General features: G+C 44.7%; 19 protein-coding genes. 7 read left to right on the top strand and 12 right to left on the bottom strand.

The features are described 5' to 3' along the window. Positions 1-60 precede the first annotated feature (60 nt). Entirely contained in the window at positions 61-381 is a 321-nt protein-coding gene (locus IE103_RS09230) for a c-type cytochrome (RefSeq protein ID WP_189345853.1), read from the bottom strand. Positions 382-391: 10 nt separating this feature from the next. Beyond that, a complete protein-coding gene (locus IE103_RS09225; RefSeq protein WP_373295236.1) occupies positions 392-2,143 on the bottom strand; it encodes a nitrite reductase in 1,752 nt (583 codons plus the stop codon). Positions 2,144-2,307: 164 nt separating this feature from the next. Here IE103_RS09225 and IE103_RS09220 point away from each other — a divergent pair, with 164 nt between their 5' ends. Continuing rightward, positions 2,308-2,544, top strand: coding sequence for a hypothetical protein (locus IE103_RS09220; protein WP_189345852.1), 237 nt, complete (start codon positions 2,308-2,310; stop codon positions 2,542-2,544). Between the two features lie 139 nt (positions 2,545-2,683). Here the strand turns inward: IE103_RS09220 and IE103_RS09215 are convergent, their stop codons facing one another. From IE103_RS09215 to IE103_RS09185, 7 genes are all read right to left on the bottom strand, one after another. Next, positions 2,684-4,561: a nitric oxide reductase activation protein NorD gene (locus IE103_RS09215; protein WP_189345851.1), complete on the bottom strand. Its 1,878-nt coding sequence runs from the start codon at positions 4,559-4,561 to the stop codon at positions 2,684-2,686. Between the two features lie 19 nt (positions 4,562-4,580). Beyond that, the gene (locus tag IE103_RS09210) at positions 4,581-5,630 is read right to left on the bottom strand and encodes a 4Fe-4S binding protein (protein ID WP_189345850.1); all 1,050 of its coding nucleotides are present in this window, start codon (positions 5,628-5,630) and stop codon (positions 4,581-4,583) included. Between the two features lie 13 nt (positions 5,631-5,643). Next, positions 5,644-6,045 carry a hypothetical protein gene (locus IE103_RS09205; RefSeq protein WP_189345849.1) on the bottom strand — a complete coding sequence of 134 codons (402 nt, stop codon included), beginning with the start codon at positions 6,043-6,045 and terminating at the stop codon, positions 5,644-5,646. After that, positions 6,042-6,902, bottom strand: coding sequence for a CbbQ/NirQ/NorQ/GpvN family protein (locus IE103_RS09200; protein WP_189345848.1), 861 nt, complete (start codon positions 6,900-6,902; stop codon positions 6,042-6,044). The genes IE103_RS09205 and IE103_RS09200 overlap by 4 nt, the downstream gene beginning before the upstream one ends. A 189-nt stretch (positions 6,903-7,091) precedes the next feature. Further along, positions 7,092-8,477, bottom strand: a complete 1,386-nt coding sequence (locus IE103_RS09195) for a cbb3-type cytochrome c oxidase subunit I (RefSeq protein ID WP_189345847.1) — start codon at positions 8,475-8,477, stop codon at positions 7,092-7,094. 36 nt (positions 8,478-8,513) lie between these two features. Further along, positions 8,514-8,939, bottom strand: coding sequence for a c-type cytochrome (locus IE103_RS09190; protein WP_189345846.1), 426 nt, complete (start codon positions 8,937-8,939; stop codon positions 8,514-8,516). A 193-nt stretch (positions 8,940-9,132) separates the two neighbouring features. Beyond that, complete coding sequence (locus IE103_RS09185; RefSeq protein ID WP_189345845.1) at positions 9,133-9,396, bottom strand: hypothetical protein; 264 nt, start codon at positions 9,394-9,396, stop codon at positions 9,133-9,135. A gap of 48 nt (positions 9,397-9,444) precedes the next feature. On the opposite strand from IE103_RS09185, the gene IE103_RS09180 reads away from it, so the two are divergent. Then, positions 9,445-10,209: a hypothetical protein gene (locus IE103_RS09180; protein ID WP_189345844.1), complete on the top strand. Its 765-nt coding sequence runs from the start codon at positions 9,445-9,447 to the stop codon at positions 10,207-10,209. Between the two features lie 283 nt (positions 10,210-10,492). Here IE103_RS09180 and IE103_RS09175 read toward each other — a convergent pair whose 3' ends face one another. The 3 genes from IE103_RS09175 to IE103_RS09165 all read right to left on the bottom strand — a co-directional run bounded on the left by IE103_RS09175 (position 10,493) and on the right by IE103_RS09165 (position 15,457). Further along, positions 10,493-10,927 (bottom strand): SWIB/MDM2 domain-containing protein, encoded by a 435-nt coding sequence (locus IE103_RS09175; protein ID WP_189345843.1) that lies wholly within the window; start codon positions 10,925-10,927, stop codon positions 10,493-10,495. A gap of 767 nt (positions 10,928-11,694) precedes the next feature. Next, complete coding sequence (ffh, locus tag IE103_RS09170) at positions 11,695-13,053, bottom strand: signal recognition particle protein (protein WP_189345842.1); 1,359 nt, start codon at positions 13,051-13,053, stop codon at positions 11,695-11,697. 241 nt (positions 13,054-13,294) lie between these two features. Next, positions 13,295-15,457, bottom strand: a complete 2,163-nt coding sequence (locus IE103_RS09165) for a S46 family peptidase (protein WP_189345841.1) — start codon at positions 15,455-15,457, stop codon at positions 13,295-13,297. 525 nt (positions 15,458-15,982) lie between these two features. On the opposite strand from IE103_RS09165, the gene IE103_RS09160 reads away from it, so the two are divergent. Genes IE103_RS09160 through ampD form a run of 5 tightly spaced genes read left to right on the top strand, consistent with a single transcriptional unit; the run spans position 15,983 to position 20,873 of the window. Beyond that, complete coding sequence (locus IE103_RS09160; protein ID WP_189345840.1) at positions 15,983-16,792, top strand: cytochrome C assembly family protein; 810 nt, start codon at positions 15,983-15,985, stop codon at positions 16,790-16,792. After that, positions 16,789-17,076: a PP0621 family protein gene (locus IE103_RS09155; protein WP_189345839.1), complete on the top strand. Its 288-nt coding sequence runs from the start codon at positions 16,789-16,791 to the stop codon at positions 17,074-17,076. Before IE103_RS09160 ends, IE103_RS09155 begins: the two co-directional genes overlap by 4 nt. 15 nt (positions 17,077-17,091) lie before the next feature. After that, the gene (locus IE103_RS09150; RefSeq protein ID WP_189345838.1) at positions 17,092-18,837 is read left to right on the top strand and encodes a two-component system sensor histidine kinase NtrB; all 1,746 of its coding nucleotides are present in this window, start codon (positions 17,092-17,094) and stop codon (positions 18,835-18,837) included. Continuing rightward, positions 18,824-20,296 (top strand): sigma-54-dependent transcriptional regulator, encoded by a 1,473-nt coding sequence (locus IE103_RS09145; protein WP_189345837.1) that lies wholly within the window; start codon positions 18,824-18,826, stop codon positions 20,294-20,296. Before IE103_RS09150 ends, IE103_RS09145 begins: the two co-directional genes overlap by 14 nt. Further along, positions 20,280-20,873, top strand: coding sequence for a 1,6-anhydro-N-acetylmuramyl-L-alanine amidase AmpD (gene ampD / locus IE103_RS09140; protein WP_189345836.1), 594 nt, complete (start codon positions 20,280-20,282; stop codon positions 20,871-20,873). The genes IE103_RS09145 and ampD overlap by 17 nt, the downstream gene beginning before the upstream one ends. The last annotated feature ends 494 nt before the right edge of the window (positions 20,874-21,367 follow it).

The raw sequence follows: 21,367 nt of genomic DNA, 5'->3' as shown, positions 1-21,367 counted from the left end.
CCGCATAGCACTCCAAATCATGCGGGCTTATTCGACCTTAATACAATCCTAAATTAAAGCTTAATTTAAAGAAAGTACATACTCCACCATTACCTTGATGTCAGCATCGCTGATCGTTTTATTTGGGGACATAGGAATCGGACCCCAAACACCGCTGCCACCATCTTTCACTTTTTTGGATAGCAGGGCAACTGCATCGTTATTGCCTTTGTATTTCTTCGCAACGTCTTTGAATGCTGGGCCGATAATTTTTTTATCGACGCCATGACAACTCATGCAGTTATTTTTCTTTGCGAGGTCAGCACCCGTGTCTGCCATTGCTGGCAAACTGACTAGTGCAACCGCACACGCTGCTAAGATGCTTGAAATTGAGCTTTTCATTCGATTCTCCTTAATACACGTCATGCTGTGTATTGTTGACGTTGAATTTGCCAGTTGGTGTAATCAGTTTTGGATCGCGAATCACTTTTTTCAACTTACGTGTTTTGTCATCGACGATCACAATTGCAGATTCCTTGTCTTTTGCGCTCCAGACAGAGAACCAAACTTCATCACCAGCGATATTGTATTCAGGTTGTACGATACGTTTTGCACCGTCACCTAAACCAGACCATTCACCGATAGGCAAAACTTCAAAGCCCTTGCCGAAGTTATTGATGTCAAACACCGCGACAGATTGACTGATTTTCGCATCAGGATGCAATGGTGTATCAACCCACAGATTTTTGGATTTTGGATGGGTCTTGATAAACAAAGAACCACCGCCTTGTCCTTTAATCGTATCAACTACTTTCCATGCTTGTGCTTTGTGTTTGACTGGATCAGTACCAATCATGGAGATGGTCTCATCACCTAAGTGGCTAGTTGCCCACACTGGACCAAACTTAGGATGTACAAAGTTTGCGCCGCGACCTGGATGTGGTGTCTTGCCAACTTCTACAATCGCTGCCATCTTGTCTTCTTTGGTATCAACTACCGCGATCTTATTCGATGCATTTGCAGCGACTAAGAAGTAGCGACCAGTTGAATCGAAACCACCATCATGCAAGAACTTCGCTGCATCCAAAGTAGTGACTTTCAGATTGTTTAAATCTGAGTAGTTCACCATCATGATTTTGCCCGTTTCTTTGGCATTGATCACGAATTCTGGATGGTAATGTGATGCCACGATAGAGGCAACGCGCGGTTCTGGATGGTATTCATTGTCGACTGTCATGCCGCGTGTAGAAACGATCTTCAAAGGTTTCAAGGAATCACCTTCCATCAACACGTATTGTGGTGGCCAGTAAGAACCCGCAACCGCAAATTTGTCTTCATAGCCTTTGAACTTCGATGTTTCTACAGAACGTGCTTCCAAACCGACTTTGATTTCAGCGACGTTATCTGGTTTCTCCATCCACAAGTCGATCAAGTTCAAACGTGCATCACGACCGATCACGTAGAGGTAACGACCTGAAGCGGAGATACGTGAAATGTGTACAGCGTAGCCAGTTTTAACGATGTTGATGATTTTCTTGGTATCGCCATCGATTAAAGCCACTTCGCCAGAATCACGCAAAGTCGTTGAGAAGATATTGGCGATGTTGTACTTATTCATCTTCTTAGTTGGACGTTTGGAAGGTGGAATGATGTCCTTCCAGGTTGCCAGCATTTCTTTCATGCCAAATTCTGGTGGAGTAGGTGGCTCTTGTTGAATATAGCGTGCCATCAAATCGACTTCTTTTTCGCTCAAGTCGCCAGAAGTCCCCCAGTTTGGCATACCTGCTGGTGAGCCATAAGCGATGAATACTTTGAGGTAGTCAGTCCCTTTTTCTAAAGTGATATCCGGTGTCAGCGCTTTACCTGTTGCGCCTTTGCGCAATACGCCGTGGCAGCCTGCGCAACGTTGGAAGTAGATTTGTTTACCAATCTCAAATTCCGCTTGCGTCATTGCTGGCGCTTTTGGATTGATATTTTGATGCATGGCTTCGCTCGCTAAAGGGGAGCCGCCAGCTTGGTATTTCAATTCCGCTGCTGCATGTGTCTTTTCATCTTTCTTCTCTTGTGCATAAGCAAAGCCAAAGGTGAGTGGCAAGCAAGCGAGTGCAGCGACGAGAGGGCGCAGCATCGGGGTTCTGATCGTATTGATATTGGTTGACTTCATTTTAGGTCCTCTTTTTTTGATGAAATTACGACTGTATTTCGGTAAAAAATTTTCTGAGTTTTCTGCTGCATTAATTCGTGATGGAATAGCTGCCGTAGCCAAGTACTAGTGATGTCTATTCAATTTTCTTGCTAAGTGTCTAGTACATTTGTGCAGTGCGGACAATGTCAGGCTACGCCCCTGCTTTTGGTAAATCATTGACGATGGTCAAGAAAGAATTTGAAACAAGTAAAGTCTGCGATAGATCAAACTTGGGACAAAGTTTGCGAGATTTTTCAGACAAAAAGAGAGGTAAAAACAACGAGTTCGAGGACCCATACTATTCACTCATTCATTCCAGCCTTGCTTTGCCCGTTGCCCTTCCTGCGAAGGTGAAAACTGGCGGCATAAAAGGCCAATGACACACTATCTTTGTTTTGGCAGCAATGACATTCCTACATTTATGTATATTGGCTGATTCAGTAATGAAAGATGATTGTCGATAATTTAGTGACCGCGCTCATATTGGGTTGGGAAATTAAGGCGGTTTAAAAATTGCACCTAATACTGGTTTGTTAACTGTGCATATAAGCGCGGTAATAGCTGTGGCAATTCCGTCGCATCTTTGACCACGATGTAGCCTTTTGCACCGAATAGGTGTGGCAGGTAATCTTCCGCCTTCTCATCGATCGTGACACAAAACGGAATGAGCCCCATTTGACGTGCTGCGTGAATGGCGACGCATGTATCCTCGATGCCATAGCGCCCCTCATATTGGTCGAGGTCATTTGGTTTCCCGTCAGTCAGAATAAATAGCAAACGTCGTGCATTTTTTTGTTGTTGCAAGATCGCAGAGGCATGCCTTATCGCTGCGCCCATGCGGGTATAAAAGCCGGGCTTGATCTCTGCTAAGCGCCCACGTATTTGATCGCCATACGGCTCATCAAAGCCTTTTAGCAAATGAAAGCGCACATTGTCGCGCCGTACCGAAGAGAAACCATATAAAGCGAAGCGATCGCGCGTCGCTGCTAAGGCTTCGCACAGCAAATACAAACTATCGCGTATCACATCAATCACACGCGCCTGATTGTTGACCCAAGTATCAGTGGACATCGATAAGTCCGCGAGTAAAAGACAAGCCATGTCTCGGCTTTGTTGGCGATTATCTAGATACAGGCCTGGGCTAGCTACTGCTAGTCGATGATGATTAGTAGCGCTATTTGCGCCGCAGCGTTCGGCATTAAAACGCACACAAGCATCGATATCAATATCGTCGCCACGCATTTGGCTGCGCAGTCGCTGCCGTTCTGGAGCGAGGCTTTGAAATTGCTGACGTAAACGTTTGGCGGTAGGACGTAGATGTGCTGGCAAACTTTGAGGTTCTGCATCACGTGCTAATAGCATTTGTATGCAAGCATGTTTGTCGATGAGTTGCTGTTTTTTGTAATGCCATTCTGGGTACAGAATGCCATCGGCAAGCAGTAAATCATCATCGGCTTCTGCTGGCAGATCAAGATCAAAACGCACGCGGCTGGCGGTGCTTTTGCCATCATTAGCAACGCTTAGTACATCAAAATCATTGGCAGCACGTTGCGCATCGGGATTATCGTCTTCATCTAAGGGGCGATTGACTTTCACGTATTCCGCCCAAGAAAACAGACTTTCGGCACGAAACAACAGCATGAAGGGGCTAGGGTTGTCCGGCATGTCAGTGCGTTCTGCCATGCGTTTGCGTTGTTCGGTATCGTTTTGCGCAGCGCTGCCTTGTGCCTGTTCAGGTGTCGTCTTGTTCGCTGCTTTATTGCTGACCGCATTGCTCTTGTTAGCCGATTGCAGCCAAAGAATGACAGGGGTAAAAGCAAATTCTTTACGCGAAGTTTTGATTAACTCGGTGTGAACACTGCCAGGATTTTTTAGTGCTTGACGTATCAGTAACTCATTTTGCGCTTCATGCTTTTTTAATTGGCTTGGATCTGTGCGCCGTAACAGGCTTGCTTGTACCAAGCGTGCATAGCGTTCTTGCAAAGAAGGGAAGGCGTTTAATAATGCCAAGGTCGCTGCTTGATTGCGTTGTAAATAGGGTGCCGTGGGTTGAACATCATGGGCAACCAGCGCCAATAACCATAAATATAGTTCACGATTCAGTTCGCGTTCTGGAAAATAGTCGATATACGCGGGTAGATGTAGCGTGCTGTCATCGGCCCATGTTAGCTCTACTTTTTCACCAATTCCTGCGATACGTTCTAGCCAACGACGACGAGCGCCGTGCGTGCTAGCGGAGCCTGATTGCAGATTTAAGCCAGGATCACCACCAAGTGCGCGGAAAAACGTTGCTGCGATGTTTTTCATCTGGGCTAATTCCACCCTTGCTTCGGGATAGCCTTGGTAGGCAACGCGGGTGATCAGTTTATCCCATAGACCGCCTATGTATTCTTCCATGACTGTGCTTTTCTAAGGTTCAATGTTGGCTGGTTTTAGCGACGATCTGCTGGGAATTTTCGCCAGTGATGAGATTGTTTTTTTCCAGCTTATTTTCCAGCTTAATTTGAATGACACGTGCGGTACTGCCATTCAACGCGGCTTCTGATTCGGCATAAGCTTGATTGACCCATTCCAGCAAATTACTTTGTGGATTGTCGCTTTGGGTTTGCATGCAGGCGTCGGTACATTGTCCGCATTGTACGCAGGCAAACATCATGCGTTTGACGTTGCGCGGATTGAGGCGCATAGGGCAAACGTGATCGCAAGCAGAGTAACAAGTCGAACAGTCTTTGGCTCTTTCGCGCTTAAAGCCTATCACCATCGCTTTGTCATTGCCCATCCACGCTAGACTTTGAAATAAGCCAAGCGCACAGGCATAGCGGCAAAATAGATGACGCGCGAACATAAATTCGACGAAGAAGGCAATGCTGCCCGCGATTAAAAAGATACTTTGATTGCGGGTTAAGGTGCCATGCCAGATATTGCTGTAAATTTCTGCCGGTGGTAGTAGATAAGTGAGTAAAACTGTCGCCCAAGTGATCGCGCAAATGATCACCAGTGGTATCACACCGAACCACCAGATCGCGTCTGGTTTGGTTTCGCTACCATCTGGATTGCGCGTGGGTTGAGTTTCTTTTTCCCACAAGCTTTGTTTACCGATGGCACGCCGTAAGGTTTGATTGATGGTCTCGACGATAGAAAAATGCGGACATAACCAACCGCAATAAATTCGTCCCCATTTCCAAGCGACAAAAATCACCGCTGCTGCCACCAAAATGAGGGGCAAGATCGCGTGCAGAAATATTGCTTTGGCGGCTTGTGCTGCGGTATCTTTCCCCGCGACGAAATCGTTTAGGCCAAGAGTCCAATCCATCCCAAAGATGATGAAATGCTTGAGATGTAAATCCAATCGAAAGATATCGAAGATAGGCGCAAACACGAACAGCAAAAAAAAGCCGACCTGCGTCATGCGTCGCCATTTTTGTACGGGTACGCCCCATAAACCGATATGTGTTTTCACCTGCATGGGGAATTTCGCTTTAATCGTGGTGTTGGCCAGCAGATTTTCCTATCAGCGGATAGAAATACAATTTGCCAGACAGCGCTTTGGTAAGGGCAAATACCCCAAATAAAATAAACACAGAATGCAAGCACAGCACGTAGAGAATTAAAAACATCCATGTGCCGACATGATGCCAGTCACCAAAGAGTAAAATTCCTGCGCTGACTAAGACCAGCATAATTCCTGCGCAAACACTTGCTCGCATCGCTTGTATTAAGTGACATTGCACCAAAGTCGAGACGTGATCACGATGACGTTGGTACAGAATCAGCAATAAAACAAATGCGAGGAAAGGCAAAATCAAAATGTTGAGCAAATACAGTGTCGCCGCTGTGCTAGCAATTTGAATTTCCTGCTTGGTCGGTTCCAGAATTTTCATGACGTTTTGGTGGGTACTTTGCCGCTACCAAAGTGGAGTTTAATCACTTCCATCAAGGCAGCGATGGTGTCGAGATCGTCGCTTAAGGGTTCTACTAGCGCCGCAGCACAAGCTTCGACCGGTGGGCAGCCAGCCGCAATTAAATTGGCGGCATAGACTAGTAAGCGGGTAGAGGCGGCCTCATCTAAATCATGTTGTTTCAGTTGACGGAAGCGTCGCGCGATATCAACTAAGCGCGTCGCTAATGCCAAATCGATGCCCGCTTCTTTGATCAAAATACTTTGTTCTAATTCGGCATTTGGATAATCAAACTGTATCGCCAAAAAGCGTTGACGCGTCGAGGGTTTGAGATTTTTTAATAGATTTTGATAGCCGGGGTTATACGACACCACCAGCATAAATTCGTTCGGTGCTGCTAATTCTTCACCGGTTCGTTCGATAGGCAGTATGCGTCTATCATCGGTGAGCGGATGCAAGACGACGGTGGTATCTTTACGTGCTTCGACGATTTCATCTAAATAACATATACCGCCTTGGCGTACTGCGCGGGTTAGTGGGCCGTCTGACCATAGAGTTTCACCATCGCCTATTAAATGACGACCAACTAGATCCGCTGCGCTCAAGTCATCGTGACATGCAACGGTGATCAATGGGCGTGCTAATTTTGCCGCCATATGAGCGACAAAGCGTGTTTTACCACAGCCAGTCGGTCCTTTAATTAACAAGGGCAATTGGCGTTGATACGCAAGCTCGAATAATGCACATTCATTGGCGACTGGTTGATAGTAAGGAATCTCTACTGTGCTTGAGGCTGCTGCAGCATTAGAGAGAAACACTTGATGACTCAAATCATTCATGAAAAACTTTCTTATCAAACTTAGTCAAAATATTTGTTGGTGTGCTTTGCTTTACGCAGACTGACACGCGTAATCTAATTTATCCGTGTGCTACTTCATCCATCTAATTTTGCTTCAGTTCTTACTGACTACATTTATACATATAACTAAAAACGCCCGACGATGTTTTGTCGGGCGTTGCTCTGCTGATTAAGCCTGAGATGCACTCTCGGCTTTGTCTCCACCTACAAAGAAGCTAAAGATATATAAGCCCAATCCAAGGGTAAAGACCACACCGGATGCGAGACGTAACCAATAGAATATGGCGATTTGATCTTGCGTTGCCATAAAACTTAATGGCGAGGTCGCAACACGTTGCAGCCACACTTGCAACACGCCAGCCGCAGTCAAGAACAAGGTGATGAATACCATAGAAACTGTCATCATCCAGAATGACCACATTTCAACAACTTGTGCGCGATTGCTATTGGCTTGACGGCCGTGCATTAAAGGCATGGTGTAACTGATCATCGTCATCACTACCATCGCATAAGCACCATAGAAAGCCATGTGACCGTGTGCTGCGGTAATTTGTGTACCATGTGTGTAGTAATTGACTGGTGACAAAGTATGTAAGAAGCCCCATACACCAGCGCCCAAGAATGCCATCACACCAGTACCCAATGCCCACAAAACAGCAGCACGATTTGGGTGATCACGGCGACGACGATTCACCATATTGAATGCAAACACCGTCATCATGAAAAATGGAATTGGTTCTAAGGCGGAGAATACGCTACCCCACCATTGCCAGTATTCAGGTGCACCGATCCAGAAATAATGGTGACCTGTACCGATAATGCCAGTGATTAAAGACATCGCAATAATTGAATACAACCATTTTTCGATTACTTCACGGTCAACCCCTGTGACTTTAATCAAAACAAAAGCCAACATCGCACCGAGGATCAATTCCCACACACCTTCTACCCACAGATGGACTACCCACCACCAGTAGAATTTATCTTTAACGAGATTGCTAGGATTGTAGAAAGAGAATAAGAAGAAAATCGCCAAGCCCCACAAGCCAGCAAGCATGACCAAGCTAATACTTGTCTTGCGACCTTTTAACACCGTCATCGAAATATTAAAGAGGAACACCAAAGCAACAATCACAATACCGACTTTGGTAGGTAAAGGTTGCTCAAGGAATTCACGTCCCATGGTTTCGAGTAGATCATTACCCGTGAGATGTGCTAATGATGCGTAAGGCACTGCAAGATAGCCAACGATGGTTAACGCACCCGCAACTAAAAATACCCAGAACATCAGCATCGCCAATTTCGGGCTATGTAGTTCACGTTCTGATTCTTCTGGAATCAAGTAGTAGGCAGCGCCCATAAAGCCAAATAGCAGCCATACGATCAGCAAGTTGGTATGCACCATCCGTGCTACGTTAAAAGGAATCAGCGGAAACAAAAAGTCGCCTATCAGATATTGCAAGCCCATGATCAGGCCAAACAGAATTTGGCCAACGAACAGGGCAATTGCCGCGATGAAGTAGGGCTTCGCGACGGCCTGTGATTTGTATTGCATAAAATTCTCCACGAATCGTTGAAAGGTGTCGCGCTCTTAGCCTTCGATATTTGGCGGCCAGTTGTTGGTGTTGATCTCTGAGCTATATTTCAGAAACTCGACCAAATCGTTCATTTCTTTTTCATTCAAATTGAACTGTGGCATTTGACGACGACCCGGTGCACCAGTCGGTTGAGCAGCCATCCATGCTTTAATAAATTCTGGACCACGGCGCTTGTAGACATTGCCTAGCTCAGGAGCAAAATAAGCACCTTCACCAAGTAAAGTATGGCAACCGATACAGTTACGGGTTTCCCAAATTTTCTTACCACGAATGGCAGATTCAGTTAGGTTGGCACTGTTATCACGCTTAGGAAGCGTATTCATCGTATCGAATGTGAGTCCGAGAAATAACAGGAAGAAAAATACAGAGCCGCCATAAAAAATATTTCTGGCGGTTGACTTGGTGAACGATGAGCTCATGTCGAGTTAACCCCTAGTGAATGCTAGGACATACACAAAACAAAAGCTGGCGCAATTTTGCGTAGGTCCTAAAGTAAATCATAAAAAGCGCTGATTGATCGTGATGACTGCACAGCACTATTTGATGTTGTGGATGTTATTTCCCCACGTCACTGATAGTAAGTGGCTAGGGAATGGCTTTCCTTGACTGCAGTCAATTTTGGAAAGATGGCAATAGAAACGCGACATCGATATTGACTGTTTCGAGACAAGCTTTGAGGCTGATCAAAGCTTGTCGAGATTTATCAATATCCACAAATTTCTCAGGGACATTGCCAGTTGGTTTGGTTGAGTGAGTGTTGATTGCTGTGAATGGGTGGAGTTGCGTGAGTTGATCAATCAGCGACCAACAATTGAACTGCAACTGATCATCGACTAATAAGAAATCATACTTCGATTTATTTGAAATTGGTCGCAAGTTCTTTTGTAATAAATTTATAATGATGATTTTGATTCGGGATACTTTATGAAAACTTACTTAGCACGTTTGATCGCTGTACTAGCGCTCGCACTTTCTGTTGGCAATACTTACGCGCTTGATCAGTCTGCAGTAAAGCAAGTTGCTAAGCCTATTGAAGTGAACATCTCGGGTACACGTATCTTGATTCCTGAGCCAAAAAATTATTCAGACCCTTCAAGCATGATGCCTGCCATCCGTCAATTTGGCGAAAACATGACAGCCTCAACCAATCGCTTACTTAGTTTTTTTATGAGTGATGACGATGTCAAAGCCTTGCTCGCACAGAGCGCGCCACAATTACATCGTTATTTCATGGTACAGACTTTGCGTGCAGCCGAAGGCGTCAACATGTCTGAACGTGAATATGGCATGGTGCGCGACCAATTGAAGAATCAATACAAGAAATTATTCGACGAAAACGCAGCACGTATGCAAACCGAAATCGACATGGCTGTTGATCGTTTGAAGAAAGATAGCAAGTCACCGCAGGCCAAAGAGCTCAGCTTAAAATTAGGTGAGATGAAAGTGCTGGATGTAATAGGTGATGACAGCTATGTCTCATTGATTGCGAAAACCTTGGTGCAAGCAAATGTGAACGGCGAGCTGAAACAAATCCCTATGGTGATGGGTTTAACCAATACCATGGTCAAAGGCAAGATCCTGTATTTCTTTGCTTATGCGCGACTTAATTCAGATGAAGATATCGATTGGATTAAATCACAAACAGCGGCTTGGTTACCCAGTTTATTTGCTGCGAATAAAGTGCAGTGAGTGAATAAGTCGACAACTCAACATCACTGATTGAGTTTATGAAAGCGCCAGCGATTAGATACGACTTTAATCAAATCTGGTAGCTAGCATTGAAGATGTGACTGGTGTCCTAAATTCGAACAAGCCACTTTATTTGTATTGTTTGTAGAGATGTTGATGGCTCGTATTAGAAACAAAAACGCCCGCGCGATGCGGGCGTTTTTGTTTGGGATTTGGGTAGTAAGATTTACGACCCAAGCATTGCCCAAAGCAATATGGAAATCAAATCCAATTAGAAATCTAATTAGGACAGATGACCAGAAATGAGTTTTGTCATTTCAAACATGGAGACTTGTTTCTTGCCACCGAAAACGGCTTTCAATTTGTCATCCGCGTTGATATTGCGTTTGTTTGCTTCGTCTTGCAGCTTGTGCTTTTTGATGTATTCCCAGATTTTCTTGGTGACTTCAGTACGTGGCATTGGTGCTGCGCCAATTACTGCTGCCAATACTGGAGACAAAGTCATAGGCTTCATGAAAGCTGCATTTGGCTTACGCGCTGCTGCTGGTTTTTTAGCTGCTGGCTTCGCTGCTGCTTTTGCAGGTTTAGCTGCTGCCTTCGCCGCAGGTTTCGCTGCCGCTTTTGCTACTGGTTTTTTTGCTGCTGCAGGTTTCGCTGCTGCTTTTGCGGCAGGCTTCGCTGCTGGTTTTGCTGCTGCTTTTTTTGGTGCTGTTGCCATATTGAGGCTCCTTCACAATTGTCTTGGAAAATGCGCCATTTCACGCAGTGCTTATAGTGGTGCCGATTACAGAGTGATGCAAGTGTTTTTTTTTGCTTTTTGCGAAAAAAGTGTGAGAAATCATGAGAGACGTGGTTTTCAGAGGGAAAAATGTCGTTTTTCCTCTGCAGAGTGAGACAAATGATGGCTTTGTTATCGATGAAATCGGGATTTGAAAAACGTAAAATCAAAACCTCTTAATACGAGGTCTTAGGGATGGAGCGGCAAAATAGATGACTTGTATGTGGAGATGAAGTCGGGCTTTTGACCAGACTTTAGAAACTGAAGTGCATCACATATTTAAGTGATGTTGCGTTCCAGTTTGTTTTGCGCCAAGCACCGTAATACTTCGGTATTGCGAGGATGGTCGATAAGTTGCTGGGAAGCGTAAGACAAATAAATAGGCGGCTTTAGAAATTCGACGATGGCGATGTAGTTTTGTTGAAACAGTACAATCCTACAATGTGCATAATTAAAGAATGCTGGTTCTTTTTTTGTTTCACTAGCTTTGTTACTGCAAATGTTGGTAGTGCGGGTTGCACCCGACCTCCGATTTTGTAAAACGCAGCGAAGCTATTTTAGTTTCATTCAAAAAAATACTAAGGCGATTTGCCTTTAGAAATTCAATTTTAGGGATGCTGCGCTAGGCGCCAAGCGCAGCAATACTGCGGTATTGCGAGCATTGGCAACAACGCACAGCGCCCTAGAATTGGATTTATGTAGGTAAATCAACGCATCATGCCTTTTAGACCCCGCATCATTTTCATCATGCCACCACCCTTAAGTTTTTTCATCATGCTTTGCATTTGATCAAACTGCGCTAACATGCGATTGACTTCTTGAATTTGTACGCCAGCACCAGCCGCAATGCGACGTTTGCGTGAAGCTTTGATTAAATCGGGTTTTGCACGTTCTAGCGGGGTCATTGAATTGATGATGCCTTCCATGCGACGCATTTGTTTTTCGGCATTATCCATGTTGGCGCCACTGGCAGCTTGTTGGAACTGCGCTGGGAGTTTATCCATCAAGCTGGATAGGCTGCCCATATTCTTCATTTGTGCCAACTGCATTTTGAAATCGTTCATATCAAACTTGCCGCCGACTTTGATTTTTTCAGCTAAGCCTTTTGCCGCTTCGACGTCCATGCCTTTTTGCGCCGATTCGACCAAAGCAAGAATGTCGCCCATGCCGAGAATACGGTTCGCCATGCGCGTTGCGTCAAAGGCTTCGAGGCCATCGAGTTTTTCTGAAACACCAGCGAACTTAATTGGCTTGCCAGTGACATGGCGTACTGACAATGCAGCACCACCGCGTGAGTCACCGTCAAGTTTGGTCAGAACTACACCGGTCAAAGGTAATGCATCGTTAAAGGCTTTAGCGGTGTTGACCGCATCTTGCCCCAACATGGCGTCGACCACGAACAAGGTTTCGATTGGATTCACTGCCGCATGTACGGCAGCGATTTCTTGCATCATCGCTTCGTCAATACCAAGACGACCAGCGGTATCGATGATTAATACTTCGTGATGATGTTTCTTTGCCCAATCCAAAGCAGCTAAGGCTATATCAACCGGTTTGTCATTGATGGTGGTGGGGAAGAAATCGGCACCTGCTTGTGCGGTAACTGTTTCTAGCTGCCCAATCGCCGCTGGACGGTAGACGTCGGCAGACACGGTTAAGACTTTTTTCTTTTTCTTTTCGCGTAAGAATAAGGCGAGCTTACCAACCGTGGTGGTTTTACCTGCACCTTGTAGACCCGCCATTAAAATGATGGCAGGCGGTTGGGTCGCAAAGTTTAATTCTGATGCGTTTTCACCTAAATCCGCACCAATCACCGATGCGAGTTCTTTTTGTACGACGCCAACGAGTGCTTGACCAGGTGTCAATGAGCCGATTACATCTTCGCCCATGGCCTTTTCTTTGACGCGCGCAATCAATTCACGTACCGCAGGCAATGCAACGTCTGCCTCTAATAAGGCCATACGCACTTCACGCAGCATGTCAGCGGTATTGGATTCAGTTAAACGCGCTTCGCCACGCATAGTCTTGACGACTTTGGCGAGGCGCTGGGTCAGATTGTCGAGCATAGTAAACTTTCTGTTTCAAATTGGTATAAATACGGCATTGCGATATCAGTTTTGAATAAGGCTTGATATCAGCTTAAGGCTCGGTATTTTACTCGAAATGAGGGTGTTTCCTTCGAGATATCATCGGTTTTGTCGTATGATCGCCTGCTTTCATGCTGTTTGTATAAATAAAAAAGCCACGTTGAATTACCTCAACGTGGCTTCATTTGCTAACTTAAAGTTGAATTTACAACTGAGCAGCTTACTCTGCGCCCATTTCTTTCAATAAGTTATCCGCTTTATCAACGTGTTTCATTTGCCACAACATGTAGCGCAAATCTACTTGGATAGAACGGCTAGATGCTTTGTTGTAATCCCAATCAGCGATGATGGAATCCAAGGTGCCGTCAAATGCTAAGCCGATGAATTCGCCTTTAGAATTCAAAGCTGCAGAGCCTGAATTGCCGCCAGTGATATCCAAAGTTGCCAAGTAATTGACTGGAACAGTTTTCAATACTGGGTCAACGTATTTACCAAAGTCTTTCGCTTTGATTGCAGCCAATTGATTCGCTGGTGCATTGAATTCACCAGTGCCAGTTGCTTTTGCTGTGATACCTTTTACGGTAGTGAATGCAGTCCAAGTTGTACCATCGGCACCGAATGGACGGCTTGCAACTTTACCGAAAGTCACACGTAAAGTGCTATTTGCATCTGGATAAACCGCTTGGCCTTTGCTATTCATGTAAGCGATTTTTGCTTTCATGTAGCTAGCATAAGCTTTTTGTGAATTGCCTGCAGATTCCAAATCAGCTGCTTCACGCTTCATGCTTTCGTCAAACATCGCAACTGCAGCTTTGATAAAGCTATCGTTGCTTGCTTTGAATTCGTCCACCGACTTATTCAACCATGAAGTACGGAATGCTTTGTCACCAAATTGGCTACCGGCATACATTTGATCCAGCAAGGCTTTCAACTGATCTTTTGTCATGCCATCTTTAATACCCATAGCATTGTCAAAGTTCGAATTGCGTTCAGCGGCTGGCGCTGCTGCGTATTTGACCAAGCTATTTAATACTAAAGCTTTATCTACTTTCTCATCATAGCTACGTTCTACGCCATCAACTGTTGCTTTGAAGCGTGGCAAATCACGATTTTGGAAACCAGCACGACGTTCTGCATCTGGTTTGGTTTTTTCATGCGCCAAGCGGTACAAAGTACGGGCAGTTGATAAGAAACGTGGGGAAGAAGATGCTAAATAAGATTCTTTCTTCGCAGTCGCATCGCGTTTTGCATAGATTTCTTCAATTTTTTCGATGTCTGCAGCATATTCTGCTTTAGTCTTAGGATTAGAGTTGACCCATGCTTTTAAGTCTGCGTGTTCTTTGGTTTTGCGCTCCAAGATATCGCTGCCCGCATAACTATCCAACATACCTTGACGGTTTTTGTAGTAGTTGTTGATGCCTGCAACCATACCCGCATATTTCAAACTAGCGTCTTTATTGTCTTTGGTTTCTGCAGCGATGATCGCCAAAGTTTCCGCAGAGTTTTTGACGAAATTCGGGTATTCGAAATCGAAAGTGTAAGAAATTTCAGATGGCAAACGATGACGGTTAGTACGGCCTGGATAGCCCAATACCATCACGAAATCACCTTCTTTTAAACCATCTTTAGCCAACTTCAGGACATGCTTCGGTACGTATGGCACGTTGTCTTTGCTGTATTCAGCTGGTTTGCCATCTTTGCTTACGTAAGCACGATAGAAACCATAGTCGCCTGTATGGCGTGGCCACATCCAGTTATCGGTGTCGCCACCAAACTTACCAACGCCTTCGGCTGGTGCATGCACCAAACGGACGTCTTTGATTTCCATCTGTTTAATCAGATAGAACTCTAAACCACCGTAGAAAGTCGGAATGCTGCAACGATATCCAGCTTCTTTTTCACATGCTGCGATCATGGTTTTTTGATTTTTTTCGATCGCATCAACGCGTGCTTTACCAGTTAATTTCGCCACATCCGCGGTAATTACTTTGTCGCTGACATTAGTCACTTCGGTTGTAACGAAAATGCGTGAGCCTGGGCCAGCAGGTAATTCTTCTGCCAGAGTTTTTGCGAGGAAGCCATCAGCCAGCAAGTTACGTTCTGGTGTTGAGTTGCGCGCCACACTGTCATAAACGCAGTGATGGTTGGTTGCAACCAAACCTTGAGGAGAAACAAAAGATGCAGAGCAACCGCCCAAGCTGACAATTGCACCCATCGGGAATTCGGTCAACTTTGTTAAAGATTTTGGATCTAGTTTTAAACCCGCTGCTTTGAGTTGCTTAGCTATTTGTGGTAACTGTTGCGGCATCCACATACCTTCATCGGCTTGTGCAAAGCCGCTGGTGAGAGTGAGTGCGGCTAAAGCGAAAAGTGATTTTTTCATTTTAATTCCTGCAAAAAAGACTACTTGTTTTTAAACTACTCATCTGGCACATGACTGAACTATTGTTCGACCCTGTTCTTGAGTGCTTGGCAGTATCTAGAAGCGACCATCCTTAGTCAAGTGAATCGAGCAAGCTTTTTACACATATATTTAGGCATGTTGTAATTGCAGCTTATAAAGTTTCCGTAGAGGATTATATTGCTGCGCAATTAGTACTTAATTAGTGCTTAGCTAGTGGATATTTCGCGCAGATTGAACATCGCCGGTGAAGATAATCAGGTAAGTGCGGATAAATTGCGAGCTTGAGTTCAACGGTGCGTATGTATGCATAGTGACCAATATCGACGATAGTATGGATGACTTTTTCTGAACTCTTTGCGTTGACGCAAAGTCGAACTTGTCAATTGCGCGAAACTCAGCGCGAAATTCAAACGTTTGTTGTGGTTCGCCAAATCAATCATTTATTTGCTGGATCAAGAATTTCAATCAGGAAAAAATAAGTCCAACATAGTGTAAACTTAAGCCATGCTAATTTATTTATCAATTGCGGCTGCGCTCTTATATGCGATTTGCCCATTTATTCCCAATCATCGTAAACTGCTTTCACTAAGCACCGCTGCGATTGCATGGTGTGTGCATGGACTTGCGCTAGGCCTAAGTGTTTATGCTGAACATGCTTTAAGAATCGGTTTTGCAGTCATGTGGTCGGCTGCGATTTGGGTCTCCATTTTGGTGTATTTGGTCGAAAATCGTAATTTCTCGCTCGATGGCTTACGTATTTTGATTTTGCCTCAAGCCGCCGTAACAGCTTTGTTACCTTTGGTTTTTCCCGGTAATTTGGTGCCGCTACTTAATAAGCCATCGATGTTTCCATGGCATGTCGGCGTCGCTATGCTGGCGTATAGCACTTTAACTATCGCTGCATTTCATGCCTTGATTATGTATGTGCAAGACTTACATTTGCATCGTATGCGCGGCAAACCAGTGCAATCATGGTTGGAAAAAGCCTTGGATCGTTTACCTGCGCTATTAAAGATGGAGCATATTTTGTTTATGCTGGTTAGCTTGGGTTTTATTTTGCTGAGTTTGACTGTGCTTTCTGGCGTAATCTTCTCAGAACAGTTCCTGGGCGTTGCGTTTAAATGGGATCATAAGACGGTATTGTCTCTGTTATCGTGGGGCTTGTTTGCCGTGCTGTTGGCCGGTCGTCAATGGCGCGGTTGGCGCGGTAAAGCGGTATTGAGAATTACCTTATTTGGTTTCCTCAGCCTCTTGTTGGCCTACGTTGGTAGTCGTTTTGTGATGGAAGTCGTGCTACACAGGAGCGTGCTGTGAAATTATTTTTGTGGTTGTGCTTAGCAGTCCTTGTGTATCTGGCCTTGCGCAAGAGTTTTCGTGCCAATACGCCGCCTTCGAACCGTAATCAAGATAGTGCGAATTCCTCCCAAGAAGATTGGCGAGAGGATCAATTTGTACAAAATCCTAGTGCTAAACAAGCTGAGTCTATGCTTAGCTGTGCGTATTGCCAAGTCTATTTTCCCGCATCCGAATCAGTACAACGTGGCAATCTTCACTATTGCTGTACTGAACACGCGGATATTGCCAGCAAAACTTCGTGATAAGACCTTAGTGTCATGATCAAACACGATATCAGGCAACAAGTAGTTAGTGCGACTCTTTGGCGTTCTTTGCAGACGCTAAATTTTTCACGTGTCTTAGTTGCGCTCGCCTTATTGATATCGCTTATTTTTAAAGTGTTCACCGATTATTGGTTGTTCGAGCCTAATGCTTTGCGTGTGGTGGCTGCTTCCTATTTAGTTGTAGCGCTTGGTTTTGTGATCCTTAAGTGGAAATGCCAACAAGGATTTATGTTGCAGTTGGTGACGCAGGTTGCGATCGATTTAATTGTTATTTCTTTGTTATATGTTGGCGCAGGTGGTAGTAAGAGTGGGCTAGTCATTTTGTATCTCTTCCCATTAGCTGGATTGGGCATATTGGCGCCTATGCTATTAGCCCTGTCGTTTGTTTCGGCTGTTTCGCTTTTTCTACTGTTAGTTAACACCTATCAAGTGTTACAGAACGAGGATAGCAATATCATTTCGCAAGCGGGCTTGTACGGTGCGGCTTATTTTGCGGTGGTCTATGTCTTAAATCGCTTAGCGAAAAATTTGCTTGGACAAGAGGAGCTAGCGAATCAACGCGGTTTTGAATTAGCTCTGCAACAAGCGATTAATCGCACCGTGATTGCAGATATGGAAGACGGCGTATTGGTGATCGATCAGGATGGCTATTTATTCGAATCCAATCCAGCTGCTGAACGGATGTTGGGTATTTCTACCTTTCCTTACTCGGTCGAGCGCAAAGTACGCTTAAAACAAATCAATAGCTTAGAGCCAATTGCCGAAGCACTGGAAAAATGGAGTGAGGGGCAGAGACCTCATACAACGACTTGGATGAGAAATGAAGGTGCATCCTTTGTAACGATTCGTCACTTTGTTGATACGCGTAATCAGAATACGAATTTTTCTTCAGCAGAAGCACCGCTTGAAGCCGTCACCCATTTGAAATTACGTTTTATTCGAATCGATGAAGATGATTTCAATCATTTGGGTTTGCAATTGACGCCTTGTACCATCATTTTTATGCAAAATGTATCGGAACTAGAAAATCAAGCGCAGCAATTAAAACTCGCGTCGATGGGCCGATTAACTGCCAGCATCGCGCATGAGGTGCGTAATCCCTTATCGTCGATTTCTTATGCAGCATCCTTGCTGGGCGAAGATGTGCATAATGAAGTGCAGGCGCGTCGCTTACTAAAAATCGTTGAAGACAATGTTGCTCGCTTAAATCAGCTGATTGAAGATATTTTGAAATTGTCGCGCAAAGCACAAATGAACCTTGCTCCGGTTTTGTTAGCGGATGAGTTAAAAAGTATCGTGCAAGAATTTGTAGAAACCCGTGGTATCTCGGCAGATATGATTCAATTGATCGATACAGCGCGATTACATATCGTCTTCGATCCGGGGCATTTGCATGAAGTCATTACTAATTTACTATCGAATGCCGTGCGTTATGCCAGCGGTAAGCCGGGTTGTATTCGTTTAATTATCAAAATCTCTTCGGGTAATCGGCGCGAGTTACATATTCAAGATGATGGTCCCGGAATTTCTGCTATGGTCCGATCGCATTTATTTGAACCTTTCTACACCACATCGAGTAAAGGTACAGGCTTAGGCTTGTATATGGCCAGGGAATTATGTTTGAATAATCATGCTGTTCTCGATTACGAATATAGGAACGACGATACTTATACCCATGGCATAGAGCCGGGTGGTCGTTTCGTTATCAATTTCTCTAATGAAAATCATGAATCCAAATGAGCTAACTGCCGCGGCACGCATCCTGGTGATTGATGATGAAGCTCATCTGCGCGAGCTACTAGAAATTACCTTGATCAAAATGGGTTTAGATGTCGATACGGCAGAAACCTTAGCAGCGGCACGCGAATTTTTGGCGAAGCAACATTATTCCCTTGTGCTCACCGATATGCGTTTGCCCGACGGTAGCGGCTTAGAGATGGTCGAGGAAGTCAGTAGCAAATATAAATCGACGCCAATTGCTGTGATTACTGCTTTTGGTAGTGCAGATAATGCCGTCGTTGCTTTAAAGGCGGGCGCATTTGATTATGTGTCTAAACCGGTGGCATTGGATCAACTACGTAAGTTAGTTCGTTCTGCATTGCAAATGCAAGAAGTGAAGCCAACTGAGGAAGTCGCGATTGTCGCCGCTAAGCCTTCCAGTCCGTCGTTTTTAATTGGGCAATCGGAAGAGATTCAACATGTACGTTCGCAAATTAGCCGACTTGCGCGTAGTATGGCTCCAGTAATTATTACTGGTGAGTCTGGCAGCGGCAAAGAATTAGCAGCACGAGAAATCCACCGTAATAGTGCTCGTGCAGATAAGCCATTTATCGCAGTTAACTGTGGCGCGATTCCAGAGGCTTTGATGGAGGCCGAGTTTTTCGGTTATCGCAAAGGTGCGTTCACCGGTGCGAATGAAGATCGTGACGGCTTTTTTCAGGCAGCAAATGGCGGTACTTTAATGTTAGATGAAGTGGCAGATTTGCCTTTGCCTATGCAAGTAAAATTGCTTCGTGCAATACAAGAGCGGCGAGTTCGTAAAGTTGGCGCTACCGTTGAAGAAGCGGTTGATGTACGTATTCTGAGTGCAACTCATCAGAATTTGGAAGCCTGTGTAACCGCTGGGAAATTTCGTCAAGACTTATATTACCGCTTGAATGTGATCGAACTCGTGCTGCCACCCTTACGTCAACGCTTGAACGATGTAAGCGAGTTAGCCTCAGGCATCTTATTAAAGTTAGCCACACCTGGCTATCCGATTAGTTTGAACCCGACAGCATTGAATGCGCTACAGGCTTATGATTTTCCCGGAAATGTACGAGAATTAGAAAATATCCTAGAGCGCGCAGCCGCGTTTGCGAATGATGGCTGTATTGATGTGATCGATCTCGGATTGCGTTCCAGCTTGCGATCGGTACCGCAAATTGAACGAGAGTCTAGTTCTGCTGTAGTTGGCATGCAAGAATCACAGTCAATCAGCGAATCAGCGCCTGATCAAGCCAGCAATTTATTCGTCATGCCAGAATTGCCGTGTGTTTTGCCCGAGTATTTAGAACAAATTGAGCGCGAGGTGATTCGTGCCGCCTTGGCGAGAACCCGCAATAACCGCACACAGGCGGCCGAATTATTGGGTGTCAGTTTTCGGCAATTACGTTATTCAATTCAAAAATTAAAAATTCAAGATGTTGAAGCGGACTAATTCTACGCTCGCTTCGGTGGCGAATTTGGATTTCGATGCGCAAGGCTGGTGCAAGCAAGCGCAGATTTTAATATCACCGAACTTTACTGAACGTCCTGCTGATACCCAAGTCGATTTATTGGTGATTCATAATATGAGTTTGCCCGAGGCCGATTTTAGTAGTGATTACATACTCGATTTGTTTCAGAATCAACTTGATTGCGATGCGCATCCTAGTTTTGCTGATTTGCGTGGATTAGAGGTTTCTAGTCACTTTGTGATCCGCCGTGATGGACAGTTATTTCAGTTTGTTTCTTGTTTGGCGCGAGCGTGGCACGCAGGCTTGTCGAGTTTTCAAGGACGCGAAAAGTGCAATGATTATTCGATTGGGATTGAGTTAGAGGGATGCGATACTTGCCCCTTCACTGATGCACAGTATGCTAGCTTGAGTCTATTGACCATGAGTTTGCTTCAGCATTTTCCTATCCACTACATAGTTGGACATAATGAAATTGCTCCCGGGCGTAAAACCGACCCTGGACCTTTTTTCGAATGGTCACGCTTTCAGCAGTCAATCTCCAATCAATTCGCGTTTTAAGCAAACGCGACTTCTCTAATAGCACTAATTTGATTAAACAATTGGCGTATCTGAGGCAAAAATGCGTTTGATCTTTGCTACTAGATAGAGCTTATTAGTGCGGAAAAAAACTACAGCTAGTGGTTTCTTACACTTTTTTGTTGTCGCTGTAATACAGTGTAGCGATGATTTTTTTGCTTTCGCCTTCTTATTTTTCACTTTGCTGCACAAGAAATTAGCACTCGATGTTAGTGCCTACTCACTCTCTAATCCGCATAGTTTTGTGGCTTGACTAATGTCAAATAGAAGCGATCGTTTTACCTCAAATATATCCGCCAATTGTGAAAAAAAGCGGTTGCACTCTGCAGAACTGGACACTAGAATTAGTGCAAATGAAAATAATCGCACTAGATATAGTGTTTTTTGGAAAGTTTCCCAAAATTATTTTTTCGCTTGTTTTGAACCTAAGTAAGTAACGCAAATGATGATGGATTGATTGGAGTAATCCAATTCCG

It is taken from the genome of Affinundibacterium macrobrachii (assembly GCF_014652415.1).
GTDB lineage: Bacteria > Pseudomonadota > Gammaproteobacteria > Burkholderiales > Burkholderiaceae_D > Undibacterium > Undibacterium macrobrachii.
This window is presented reverse-complemented; position numbering and strand designations above follow the sequence as displayed.

Coding starts and splice junctions, on each gene's coding strand:
- IE103_RS09165 (WP_189345841.1), bottom strand. CDS start 15,457: ATGAAAAAATCACTTTTCGCTTTAGCCGCACTCACTCTCACCAGCGGC.
- IE103_RS09205 (WP_189345849.1), bottom strand. CDS start 6,045: ATGAAAATTCTGGAACCGACCAAGCAGGAAATTCAAATTGCTAGCACA.
- IE103_RS09230 (WP_189345853.1), bottom strand. CDS start 381: ATGAAAAGCTCAATTTCAAGCATCTTAGCAGCGTGTGCGGTTGCACTA.
- IE103_RS09220 (WP_189345852.1), top strand. CDS start 2,308: ATGTCAGGCTACGCCCCTGCTTTTGGTAAATCATTGACGATGGTCAAG.
- IE103_RS09150 (WP_189345838.1), top strand. CDS start 17,092: ATGATCAAACACGATATCAGGCAACAAGTAGTTAGTGCGACTCTTTGG.
- IE103_RS09160 (WP_189345840.1), top strand. CDS start 15,983: ATGCTAATTTATTTATCAATTGCGGCTGCGCTCTTATATGCGATTTGC.
- IE103_RS09225 (WP_373295236.1), bottom strand. CDS start 2,143: ATGAAGTCAACCAATATCAATACGATCAGAACCCCGATGCTGCGCCCT.
- IE103_RS09190 (WP_189345846.1), bottom strand. CDS start 8,939: ATGAGCTCATCGTTCACCAAGTCAACCGCCAGAAATATTTTTTATGGC.
- IE103_RS09180 (WP_189345844.1), top strand. CDS start 9,445: ATGAAAACTTACTTAGCACGTTTGATCGCTGTACTAGCGCTCGCACTT.
- ampD (WP_189345836.1), top strand. CDS start 20,280: ATGTTGAAGCGGACTAATTCTACGCTCGCTTCGGTGGCGAATTTGGAT.
- ffh (WP_189345842.1), bottom strand. CDS start 13,053: ATGCTCGACAATCTGACCCAGCGCCTCGCCAAAGTCGTCAAGACTATG.
- IE103_RS09195 (WP_189345847.1), bottom strand. CDS start 8,477: ATGCAATACAAATCACAGGCCGTCGCGAAGCCCTACTTCATCGCGGCA.
- IE103_RS09200 (WP_189345848.1), bottom strand. CDS start 6,902: ATGAATGATTTGAGTCATCAAGTGTTTCTCTCTAATGCTGCAGCAGCC.
- IE103_RS09145 (WP_189345837.1), top strand. CDS start 18,824: ATGAATCCAAATGAGCTAACTGCCGCGGCACGCATCCTGGTGATTGAT.
- IE103_RS09175 (WP_189345843.1), bottom strand. CDS start 10,927: ATGGCAACAGCACCAAAAAAAGCAGCAGCAAAACCAGCAGCGAAGCCT.
- IE103_RS09210 (WP_189345850.1), bottom strand. CDS start 5,630: ATGCAGGTGAAAACACATATCGGTTTATGGGGCGTACCCGTACAAAAA.
- IE103_RS09215 (WP_189345851.1), bottom strand. CDS start 4,561: ATGGAAGAATACATAGGCGGTCTATGGGATAAACTGATCACCCGCGTT.